The organism is Streptomyces sp. MB09-02B, assembly GCF_033794485.1.
GTDB lineage: Bacteria > Actinomycetota > Actinomycetes > Streptomycetales > Streptomycetaceae > Streptomyces.
This window is the reverse complement of record NZ_JARGEE010000315.1, coordinates 1-10806: the sequence shown is the minus strand read 5'-3', so window position 1 is coordinate 10806 and position 10806 is coordinate 1. Positions and strand designations below refer to the sequence as shown.

Here is a 10806-nt window from a genome sequence, read left to right as displayed (position 1 = left end):
GTGGCGGGGCGAGTGCGGGTCGGTGGGGGCTGGTCGCGCAGTTCCCCGCGCCCCTGACGGTGCGCGGGTCCCGACGCGGGCGCCTGTCCGGGTGCGCCGGCCGCCGCGTCCTCCAGCACCTCCACGCCGAAGTCCCTCGCCACCCCCGCCAGTCCGTCCGCGTATCCCTGGCCAAGGGCCCGTATCTTCCAGCCCGCGCCCCTGCGGTACAGCTCCGCCAACAGCAGTACGGTCTCGCTCTGGGGCCTGGGTGGGGTGAAGCGGGCGAGCGTGCGGCCGTCGCGGCCCGTGACGAGCAGCGTCGGTCCGGGCAGATGGCCCAACGGGGTGCCCGGCTCGGCGGGGCTGATGGCGACGGTGAGCCGGGTCGCGCCGGAGCGGAGGCCCGGTGGATCCACCGTCAGGGTGTCACCCGCCAGCCGGGCCCCCGGGGCCGTCGGCTGGTTGTAGAAGACGAAGTCCGCGTCCCCGCGGACCTTGCCGGTGTCGTCGGTGACGAGGGCGGAGACGTCGAAGGGGCCCGGCACCCTGATCGTCAGGGTGCCGCTCGGCAGAGGGACGTTGCCCCCGGGTACCAGCTCGTTCATCGGTGCCGTCCGTCGCAGTGACCGTCAGCCCGACAACGACTCATCCCCGCAGGGCGGTTCCCGTGCCCTCCTGCCGCTCCATGGCGTCCAGGGCGTCCTGTCGGCCCGAGCGCATGGACCTGATCGCCAGGAGCAGGACCCCGATGTCGTCCAGGTAGACCGGGTCCGGGACCAGGTCGGTCGGCAGGACGAGATAGAGGACGGCGCCCCAGAAGACCCACTTGGGGCCGGTGGGGAGTCCCGCCCGGCGCAGCTCGCGCCGCGTGCGGACGAGCCGGAGGAGCAGCCAGACGGCCGCTCCGAGGAGAGCGGCCGCGACGACCGCGACCGCGACGATCACCCACGTCCAGGAATCCATCGGTCCCGCCCCTCTGTCGGGCCGGGCGTCCGCCCGGCCGGTGCCTGTCCATCGTCTTCCCCTCGGGGACGCCGTGTACCGCGACGCGCGGGGGAGGGGCGGCTCAGTGCGAGGCGCGGGCCAGGTTGTGGTCGACGAGGGCCTGGCTGACGGCCCGGATGGAGCGGGCCATGTGGTTCAGCTGCATGACCTCGGCGGCGTACATCTTGATGGTGTGCTCGATGACCGACTCGGACATGCCGAGGCTGGGCAGTTCGGAGCGGGCGGTCTGCAGGGCGGTGCGGGCGACCCGGATCTCGTGCTGGACCTGGATCTGGGCGTGGCGGGCGAGCAGTACGGGGTGCCGCATCATCGCCGGGTAGGAGCCGTAGCGGGCCGGCACCAGCTCGCGCAGCCACTTGGCCGCGGACCTCTCCCAGTCGTAACTGCCGGGTGTCTTGACCTGACACGGCCAGTCCGTGCGGAGGGGCGAGGAGGTGAGGGCCATGTTCAACGCTCCGGTCTTGCATCGACGCCATTGGGTGCAGCGGGTGTGGAGTCTGGGCGGCCCCGGCATAGGGGATGGCCGGGGCCGCCTCACCCGGGGCGCCGTGGCGGGTAGGAGCGGACGGACCCGGGTGGACGGCGCGACCCGGAGTCCCCCGGGCCACGACCCGCGAGCAGTATTTATATATACCGATGAGTTTGCAAGGGCATGAAAAAATTCATGTCGGGAAAGGGGTGAATAACCCCTTGCTGTCCGGACCAGACCGGGGCGAACGGGATCAGTCCCGCAGGAAGAACTGGTGCTGCTCCGAGACCTGCTCGTACGCCTCCAGGCGGGCCTGGGTGCGCTCGGGATCGGCGTCGGTCATGGCCTGGAGCAGGGCGGAGGACATCATCACGGGGGCCGCGTAGGAGTCGAAGACCAGGCGCGAGCCGGTGCCGGTGGCGAAGACGGCGTCCGCCTCGTCCGCGAGCGGCCCGAGCGCCAGATCGGTCACCAGGGCCACCCTCAGCCCGGCGCCGTGGGCCACCCGCAGCGCGGTCAGGGTCTCCTGCGCGTGCCGGGGCATGGAGAACGCGAGGACCCAGGTGCCCCCCGCCTCGCGGGACTGCAGCAGCGCGTCGTAGGCGACCGTGCCGCCCTTCGTCACCAGCCGCACGTCGGGATGGATACGGCGGGCGGCGTACGCGAAGTACTCGGCGAGCGCGCCGGAGATCCTGAGCCCGAGGACGGTCAGCGGGGCCGAGCGGGACAGGGCGCGGCCGATCTCGATCACCTGGTCGGGGTCGGCGAAGTCGCGCCGCAGGTTCTCCAGGTTCTCGATCTCGGCGTCCACGGCCGCCTGCAGTTCGTTGCTGCGGTCCGCCGCGGTGACCCCCGGGGCACTGCCGAGGGTGGCGAGCGCGATGGCCTGGAGCCGCTCCCGCAGCGCGGGGTAGCCGCTGAAGCCGACGGCCGCCGCGAAACGGGTCACCGAGGGCTGGCTGACGCCGACCCGCTCCGCGAGATCGGTGATCGACAGGAACGCGGCCTCGGTGATGTGCTCGATCAGGTACTGGGCGATCCGCCGCTGCCCCGGGGAGAGCCGGGGACCGTCGAACAGCTCCCGGAGCCGGGACGTGGGCGACTGCTCGGTGTCCGGGGCGGTCCGGCCCGACGTGATCGCTGATGCCTGCGCACGTGCCTGCTGCGGCGATGGCACCCGCGCGCCTCCTTCGTCTCCCACGAGCACTCAACATAGCCCACGGCCCGCGCCCCGCCGGGCCGATCCCGCGACCTGCGAGAACCCCGTTTCGGGCACACCATGGGGGTACCCGGGATACCCGCACCCTGTCGTTCACACGAGGGAGAAGGCTCGTGACCCTGCCCAGTCTGCCCGTGTCCCAGGTGGAGGTCGTGCTCTGCGACTGTTCCGCCCAGGACGCCGAACGCGTCTTCGCCTGTCTGCGCGCCCACTTCGAGTCCGACCGGCGCCCCGACGACCCGCCGCACGAAACCGGCACCGACCGGCCCACGATGTGGACCGGCATGTACGACACGGCCGCCGCCGTCACCACCGGCGCGGGCCGGCACCCCGCGCCGCCGTCCGCGCCCGTCACGGTCGAGGTCCAGGGCAGCCCGCCGGCGGTACGGCTGCTGCGGTCCGCGCTGGAGGAGGAGTACGCCGTGCGTCAGGTCGGCGTCGAAGCCGGTGACCAGGAGGTCCAGCTCCAACTCCGGGTCGAGGGCCGGGAGGGGCGCGGCTGATGACGACTCTGGGGGTGGGCACCGGGCGCGCGGCACGGGGTTCGGTGACCGAGGGCGCGGCCCGCGCCGGACTGACCGCGCGCGGAGTCATCTATCTGCTGGTCGGGGCGCTGGCCCTGCAGATCGCCTTCGGCGGGAGCTCGGAACAGGCGGACCGGCAGGGCGCCCTGGAGGAGATCTCCGAGAAGCCGCTGGGCTCGGTGATGCTGTGGGCCCTGGGCATCGGCCTGGTGGGCATGGCGCTGTGGCGGCTGTCGGAGGCCGTGTTCGGTGCGGCGGGTCCCGACGGCCGCAAGTGGACCAAGCGGCTCGCGTCCGCCGCGCGCTTCGTCTTCTACGCCTTCGTCGCCTACTCGGTGCTGACGTTCGCGGCGGGCGGGGGCAGCGGCGGAGGCGGCGGTGGTTCCAGCGACGAACAGTCCCGTGACGTGACGGCCCGCGCGCTCGAACTCCCCGGCGGCCAGTGGCTCGTGGGCGCGGCGGGCCTGGGTGTGATCGCCGCGGGCGGGTGGATCGGCGTACGGGCCGCGATGCGCTCGTACCACAAGCACCTCCGGCTCGGCGAGATGTCACGGCGGACGCGCCGCCTCGTCGACATCACCGGAGTGGTCGGCGGGGTCGCGCGCGGCCTGGTGTTCGCCACGGCCGGGGTCTTCGCCGTCCGCGCCGCGATCGAGTACGAACCCGACAAGGCCAAGGGCCTCGACGACACCCTCCGCTCCTTCGCCGACGCCCCTGCGGGCCCGGCGCTCCTGGCCTGTGTCGCGGTCGGGCTGGTCCTGTTCGGGCTGTTCTCGTTCGCCATGGCGCGCTGGCGCAAGGTCTGAGGCACGTCAGGAGGGCGGGCCGGCCGAGAGCGAGTCGCCTTCGGCCGACCGGTGTCCGATCCGCTCACGGGAAGCGTCGGTTCGCTCACGGGAACAGCCGGTTCGCTCACGGGAACAGTCGGTCGAGGAAGGCGTTCCCGTAGACCCGGTGCGGGTCGAGCCGGTCCAGGATCTCCCGCGCGCCGGCCCAGCCCGGCCCCGCGCCGTCGTCGAAGGACTCCGGTACGACGGTGCCGAGCACCTCCTCGTCGCTCCAGGCGGCCTCGTCCGTGTAACCCCAGCCCTTGGACCACTCGACCCGGGTGAGGGCGTGACCGCCGTCGTACGTGGCGAGAAGGAACGGCTCCAGCTCCCGGAAGAACGCCTCGGCGTGCGGCGTTCCCGGCAGCGTCAGCACGTCCAGCCACACGGCGGTGTCCCACTCGGGCCGGTCGGCGCGCGGTCGCAGCGCGGACAGCAGCGGGGCGCGGGCGCCGGCCACCCCGACGTCCGCCGGGTCGTCGAGGCCGGTCACCCGGATCTCCACCGAACCGTTGACCGGGTACCGCCCCTGGCCCGCGTACGCGGCGAGCCGCTCCCGGTAGAACGCCGCGAACTCGGAGACCACGCGCTGCACCTGGTCCCGAGAGGTGAGCACCGCGTACCCGTTCGCCGTCACCCGCAGCGTGGTCGGCTTCAGATAGAGGAGCGTGTTCTTCGACGGCCCCCAGATGTCGGCCGAGAACGTCGTCGTCAGTCCCAGCGAGGCCGTGGTCAGCTGGGCGTTGCCCAGCACCGGCGCGAGGTACCAGGCGGCGTCGGACACCATCCGGCCGACGAGGTCGGCACGTTGTCCGAGAAGGGGTTGGCACATGACTGTCGTGGAGTGCGCATGGGGGTGTACTAACTCGATCGTGTGATGGTCGGCTTCCGGGCTTGCGGTGTCCTGGGCCGTTCGGGCTACGGTGAGCGTGCGATCTGGGACGCCGGGTACGGCGCCAGTGTGCGGGGCCCCTGCTCCACCGGAGTGATGGTTCAGAGCCTCCCCGTCGCCTATGGCCGTGCCCATATGGCCAGGTCGCACAGGGAGTCGGCCTCTCGGGATCAGACCACGCACGGGATGCGTGTCGCTGTCTCGGGGTTGAGTACGCCGGGGACCAGTACGGGCGTCATGGCCGTGAGGTGCGTGGTCGTGTCGACGAGCAGGACCGGGGCGTCGGAGTCGGTGCCGGGGGCGATCGTCAGCGGCGACCAGCCGTGGGAGAGGCCGCGCGCTCGGACCGTCCAGCCCTGCCCGCGCGCCCAGTTGACGACCGCCACCACCTGCTCCGCGTCGGCAGGCGCGCACGCCCACAGCCCGGACGCCGTGCTCTCCCCGTCCCAGTTGCGGTACACCGTCCTGTACAGCTCGACGTCCGAGGGAAAGCCGGGCGGTTCGGCCGCGGCGGCGGCCGGGTCCTGACGGGCGAGCTGCGGAGTGAGGGCGAGCGCGGCGGCGCCGAGGAGAAAACCCCGGCGGGACGTGGCTGAGGAGTCGGTCACGGCGATCACGCTAGGCCGGACATGGGCACAAGTGACCGATCCGCCAACTGGCCTCACTCGTGTGAGTGAAGCTGCACAGGGGTGTGCTGGGTCGGTGGGGTCACGGCACCATCCAGGGAAGGGAGCATCGACCGACCGGGAGGACCTGTGACCGAGGTACACGGCAACCAGGACCGAGGCCGCGACGAGACCGAGGACGAGCGGGCCGACCGCCGCTGGAGCGAACTCATCCAGGAGGTGCGGGTCGCCCAGACCGGGGTGCAGATCCTGTTCGGCTTCCTGCTCACCGTCGTCTTCACCCCGCGCTACGACGATCTGCCGCAGACCGAGAAGACCATCTACATCGTCACCGTCATCCTCGGCGCCGCCGCCACCGGCGCACTGATCGGACCCGTCTCCTTCCACCGGATAGTCGCCGGACGCCGCATCAAGCCCGCCGCGGTCGAGTGGGCGAGCAGACTGACCGTCGTCGGTCTGATCCTGCTGCTCGCCACGATGACGGCGGCCCTGCTGCTGATCCTGCGCGTGGCCACCCACGACGGGTACGTGCCGTGGCTCGTCGGCGGTGTGGTCCTCTGGTACCTGCTGTGCTGGTTCGCTCTCCCGGCCTGGATCCGCCGCCGTCACGCCGACGACCGGCCCCGGCCCAGTCGTCACGACGGCGGGTGACACGGGGCGCGGTGCCCGAGGCGTGAAGCCGGGCGCCGTCACACCCGCGGGTGCCGGGCGCCGTCACACCCGCGGGTGACGGCGCCCGATGGCGGGAACGGCGGTGTTGCCCGTGGGTCGTGCGATGCGCGAGCGTGCCGTGTCATGGACCGTGACCAGAGTCGCCCCACCCCACCCCTGACCCGCCGTCAACTCCTCGCCGCCACCGGTGCCACAGGGGCCGCCGCGGTCATCGGCACCGCAGGCCCGGCCGCACCCGCGGATGCCCGAGCCCGTACCGCCGGCGCGGGCCTCTCCCTCACCTTCACCCGGGCCACCAACGGCTCGGCGACCCTCGCACCCGCCGGAGACGTGCTGATCGCCGAGATCCAGAGCGGGCTGTGGTCACTTCCGCGCGGCGGCGGCGAGGCGGTCCCCCTCACCCCGGCCGGCCTCGAACCCAACCGGCCCACCCATTCCCCGGACGGCGCTCTCGTCGCCTTCTGCGCCTACCAGGGCGGCGGCTTCCACCTGTGGACCATGCGCCCCGACGGCTCCGACCTGAGGCAGCGCACCGACGGCCCCTGGGACGACCGGGCACCGGCCTGGTCGCCCGACGGCACCCGCCTCGCCTTCGGCTCCGAACGCGGCGGCGACCCCGACGCCCCCTCGGGCGGAAGCCCCTACCGCGTCCACGTCCTGCACCTCGCCACCGGCGAGATCACCCAGGTCACCGGCCTCCCCGGCCAGGACGGCCCCCTCCAGGACGGCCCTTGGGAGGACTTCGACCCCACCTGGTCACCGGACGGGAGCCGCCTGCTGTTCGTGCGTGCGAAGGTCGTCACCACCGGCACCACCCCGTTCGTCGAGTCCCGCACGGTCGCCGCCGTGGCCGCCGACGGCACCGGTGCGGTGACCGTCGAGCACACCGAGACCGCCGCCGCCCAGGTCATGACCCCCGCTCCGGCCCCCGACGGCCGTCTCGCTCACCTGCGCACCACGGCCTTCCCGAACGGCTCCTGCACTCTCGTCGTCGACGGGCGGCCCGTCGAGGTCGACGGCGACCTCGCGCCCGTGCCACCCCGCTGGACGCCCGACGGCCGCCTGCTGCTCACGCTTGACGGCGGGTTCAGCCTCGTACGCCCGGAGGAACCCGCCCAGCCGGAGGAGATCCCCTTTGAGGCCGTGCTCCCGGTGGACCGCCCGCGCCACCGCGTCAAGGAGTACGACCTCGGGGAGGAGCGGGTCCGTCCCGTGCGGGGCATCCACCTGCCCGCACTGTCGCCGGACGGCCGCAGCATCGCCTTCGCCGCCCTCAACTCGCTCTGGTCGGCGAGTACTTCGGGAGGTCGCCGGCCGAAGAGGCTGCGCGAGTCGCCGCCCACCCGTACCCTGCTCGCGCCCTCCTGGGCACCCGACGGACGGTCGCTCGTCTACGCCGACGACCGCGACGGCCTGCTGGGCGTGTACCGACACGATCCGGCCACCGGCGAGGAGACCGCCCTCGCGACCGGCGGCCGTGTCATGCCCGCGCTCTCGCCCGACGGCGAGCGGCTCGCGTGCCTCGACATGGTCGGCCGACTCGTCGTACGGGACCTGGCGAGCGGTGCGGAACGCGTCCTCGTGGCGCCGCTCGGCGGGGGCGGAATCCCCGGCAGGCCGAGCTGGTCGCCCGACGGCCGCTACCTCGCACTGTGCGATCGCAACCGACTGGGCGCCCGGTTCCGGGAGGGCTACAACCTGATCCGGATCGTCGACACCACGACCGGCGCCGACCGGCTGCGCGCGGTCGCGCCCCACACCTCCATCGCCGACCGCTACGACTCCGGGCCCGTCTGGTCGCCCGACGGACGCTGGATGGCCGTGATCGTCGAATCCGCGCTGTGCCTGCTGCCCGTCACCCCCGACGGCACCCCACGCGGCAGGCTCCGCACCCTCACCACCGAACCCGCCGACCATCCCAGCTGGTCCGGCGACTCCGGGACCCTGCTCTACCAGTCCGGCACCCGGCTCCGCCTGATCGACGTCTCCGGCGACCACGCCCGGACGGTCCGCGTGCCGCTCGACGGCACCCGGCCCACCCCCGCCGACACCGTCGTCCACGCCGGGCGCCTCTGGGACGGCACCGGCGAGACGGTCCGCGACGACGTCGACATCGTCGTACGCGGCGGCCGCATCACCGCCGTCGAACCGCACCGGGGCAACCGCCGCGCCGCGCTCCGCCGGATCGACGCCTCCGCGCACACCGTGATCCCCGGCCTCTGGGACAGCCACACCCACCCCTGGCAGAGCACCTACGGCAGCCGCCAGGCCACCGCACAGCTCACCTACGGTGTCACCACCGCCGTCTCCCTGGGCGGCTTCGCCCACGAACAGGCCCGCATCCGCGAGGAGGTGAACACCGGCCGGCTCGCCGGGCCCCGGCTCCTCACCACCGGCGAACTCCTCGACGGCGCCCGGGTCGCGTACAGCATGGGACGCGCCCACCGCACGAAGGCCGGACTGCGGCGCTCGCTCGAACGAGCCGAGGCGCTGGACTGGGACTTCGTCAAGACCTATGTACGGGCGCCCGGTTGGGTGACGAGCGAGGCCGCGCGCTTCGCCCACGAGCGCCTCGGCGTCCGCACCGGCGGCCATCTGCTCTCCCCGGGCGTCCAGCTCGGACAGGACCTGACGACCCATCTCCAGGCCACCCAGCGCGCGGAGTTCGGCCACGCCGTCACCGCGCGCGGACAGGCCTACGAGGACGTCGTGGAGATCTACACCCGCCAGGGCGTGGACTTCTCCCTGATCGCCACCCCCTTCACGGCCGCACCCCTCATGGGCGCCGACCCGACGCTGGCCGACGACCCCCGCGTCACGGTCGTCATGCCGCCGTGGGACGCCGCCGTCGTCCGGCAGGGCGCGGGAATCCCGCCGAATCCCGCCCAACTCGCCGCGCTGCGCACCGAGACCGACATCTACCGGCGGATCCTCGCGGCCGACGGCGTCGTCGCCCTCGGCACCGACCAGCCGCTCGGCCCCGTCGGCCTCTTCCTCCACCTCGCCCTGCGCGCCCTGCACGCCGGGGGCCTCACCCCCGCCGAGACCCTGCGCACCGCGACCGTCCTCCCGGCCCGTCTCTTCGGTCTCGACGACGACCTCGGCACGGTCGAGACGGGCAAGCTCGCCGACCTGACGATCGTCGACGGCGACCCCTTCACCGACTTCGCCGACCTCGTCCGCACGGTGTCGGTCCTCCGGGGCGGAACCCCCTACACCACCGAGGAGTTGGTGGCCGCGTACCGGCCCTCCGCGCGACGGGTGAAGGCCGCCGGGACGGAGGAGGACTGGCTGGAGGTCGGCCGGACGATGCGCCGCGACGGCTGCTGCCACGACGGCCACTGACCTCCCGACGACGGTGCGGTCCCTGGCCACGGTCGGCGTCAGTGATCGGTTCCCTTGCCGATGAACAGCTCCGCGAAGGTCGACGCGGCGGCGGGGGAACCGAGCACGCGGCGGAGCCTCGCGGTGGCGGCGCCGGCCCGGAACGGGTCGCCGGACGACGGCCCGTGCAGCAGCTCCGCCAGCCACTGCGAGAACTCCTGGTAGTGCCAGACCCGGCGCAGACAGGCGTCCGAATAGCCGCGCAGCCCACGGTCGTCGCCCTGGCGGAGGCAGGCGATCAGGGCGTCCGCCAGGAGCAGGGCGTCGTACAGGGCCAGGTTCATGCCCTTCGCGGCGATGGGCGCCACGAGGTGCGCGGCGTCCCCGGCGAGGTACAGCCGACCGTACGCCATCGGCTCGGTGACGTAGTTGTGCATGTCGAGCACCCGCTTCTCGACCAACGGCCCCTCGGTGAGCGGTCGGGCGCCGGGCGCCGCGAGGCGGGTGTGCAGCTCGGACCAGACCCGGTCGTCCGGCCAGTTCGCCGGGTCGTCGCCGGCCGGGACCTCCAGGTAGTAGCGGGTGACCTCGGGGCTGCGCGCCATGTGCCCGGCGAAGCCCCGGGGATGCACACCGAGGACGACGCAGTCGGACGACGGGGGTGCCTCGGCGAGCAGCGCCAGCCACCCGACCCCGTGGTCGTGCCGGGCGACCGTGACGTGCTCAACCGGCAGCGCGGTCCGCGTGACACCACGGGCACCGTCACAGCCGGCGACGAACTCGCAGGCGAGGACGTGCCGTTCACCGGTCTCCGGGTCCACGTACGACACGGACGGGCGCTCACCGTCGATGTCGTGCACCTCGACCTCGCGCACGCCGAACCGTATGTCGCCGCCCCGGACGTCCGCGTACTCCCTGACCAGGTCCGTCACGAGCAGCGGCTGCGGGTAGACGTAGTGGTGGTGGCCGGTGATCTCCGTGTACGGAAACCGCTGCCGTCCACCCGCGAAACGGAACTCGAACTCCGTGTGCACCGGGGCCCGTTCCACGAGCCGGTCGGCGAGTCCGCGCCGTTCCAGCGCGCGCACCGCCCACTCCTCCAGGAACCCGGCCCGGGGGCGCCGCTCGATGAACCCGCGGCTCTCGGTCTCCAGCACCACACAGTCCACGGAGGCGGCACGCAGGATGCTGCCGACGGTGAGCCCGGCCGGTCCGGCACCGACGATGACGACGGGGGTGCGCTCGCGCCGGGGCGGGCCCGGGAGG

The 10806-nt window shown here is 73.1% G+C and carries 9 protein-coding genes and 1 pseudogene; 4 read left to right on the top strand and 6 right to left on the bottom strand.

Annotated features, from left to right (window positions below; translation table 11 throughout):
• The 4 genes from P1P70_RS32340 to P1P70_RS32325 form a co-directional block, all read right to left on the bottom strand.
• The coding region (locus P1P70_RS32340; RefSeq protein WP_319244131.1) for a TerD family protein at positions 1-587 on the bottom strand (587 nt) is incomplete at its 3' end.
• A 40-nt stretch (positions 588-627) separates the two neighbouring features.
• Complete coding sequence (locus tag P1P70_RS32335) at positions 628-945, bottom strand: YkvA family protein (RefSeq protein ID WP_319244128.1); 318 nt, start codon at positions 943-945, stop codon at positions 628-630.
• A gap of 103 nt (positions 946-1048) precedes the next feature.
• Positions 1049-1432, bottom strand: a complete 384-nt coding sequence (locus P1P70_RS32330) for a hypothetical protein (protein WP_184902816.1) — start codon at positions 1430-1432, stop codon at positions 1049-1051.
• Between the two features lie 277 nt (positions 1433-1709).
• Positions 1710-2633: a MurR/RpiR family transcriptional regulator gene (locus P1P70_RS32325; RefSeq protein ID WP_319244125.1), complete on the bottom strand. Its 924-nt coding sequence runs from the start codon at positions 2631-2633 to the stop codon at positions 1710-1712.
• Positions 2634-2788: 155 nt separating this feature from the next.
• Here P1P70_RS32325 and P1P70_RS32320 point away from each other — a divergent pair, with 155 nt between their 5' ends.
• The gene (locus P1P70_RS32320; protein WP_319244123.1) at positions 2789-3178 is read left to right on the top strand and encodes a hypothetical protein; all 390 of its coding nucleotides are present in this window, start codon (positions 2789-2791) and stop codon (positions 3176-3178) included.
• Positions 3178-4005: a DUF1206 domain-containing protein gene (locus P1P70_RS32315; protein WP_319244121.1), complete on the top strand. Its 828-nt coding sequence runs from the start codon at positions 3178-3180 to the stop codon at positions 4003-4005. The genes P1P70_RS32320 and P1P70_RS32315 overlap by 1 nt, the downstream gene beginning before the upstream one ends.
• A 106-nt stretch (positions 4006-4111) precedes the next feature.
• Here P1P70_RS32315 and P1P70_RS45905 read toward each other — a convergent pair.
• Positions 4112-5535, bottom strand: a pseudogene (locus P1P70_RS45905) (cholesterol oxidase substrate-binding domain-containing protein).
• A gap of 138 nt (positions 5536-5673) precedes the next feature.
• Between P1P70_RS45905 and P1P70_RS32300 the strand changes: the two are divergent.
• Positions 5674-6195: a DUF6328 family protein gene (locus P1P70_RS32300; RefSeq protein ID WP_319244118.1), complete on the top strand. Its 522-nt coding sequence runs from the start codon at positions 5674-5676 to the stop codon at positions 6193-6195.
• Positions 6196-6339: 144 nt separating this feature from the next.
• Complete coding sequence (locus P1P70_RS32295) at positions 6340-9561, top strand: amidohydrolase family protein (protein WP_319244116.1); 3222 nt, start codon at positions 6340-6342, stop codon at positions 9559-9561.
• A 38-nt stretch (positions 9562-9599) separates the two neighbouring features.
• Here the strand turns inward: P1P70_RS32295 and P1P70_RS32290 are convergent, their stop codons facing one another.
• Positions 9600-10766 (bottom strand): 4-hydroxybenzoate 3-monooxygenase, encoded by a 1167-nt coding sequence (locus P1P70_RS32290; protein WP_319244133.1) that lies wholly within the window; start codon positions 10764-10766, stop codon positions 9600-9602.
• Positions 10767-10806 lie beyond the last annotated feature (40 nt).

What these genes read in the sequence shown, in the direction of transcription:
- P1P70_RS32315 (WP_319244121.1), top strand. Translation starts at nt 3,178, where the DNA reads ATGACGACTCTGGGGGTGGGCACCGGGCGCGCGGCACGGGGTTCGGTG.
- P1P70_RS32295 (WP_319244116.1), top strand. Translation starts at nt 6,340, where the DNA reads ATGGACCGTGACCAGAGTCGCCCCACCCCACCCCTGACCCGCCGTCAA.
- P1P70_RS32335 (WP_319244128.1), bottom strand. Translation starts at nt 945, where the DNA reads ATGGATTCCTGGACGTGGGTGATCGTCGCGGTCGCGGTCGTCGCGGCC.
- P1P70_RS32330 (WP_184902816.1), bottom strand. Translation starts at nt 1,432, where the DNA reads ATGGCCCTCACCTCCTCGCCCCTCCGCACGGACTGGCCGTGTCAGGTC.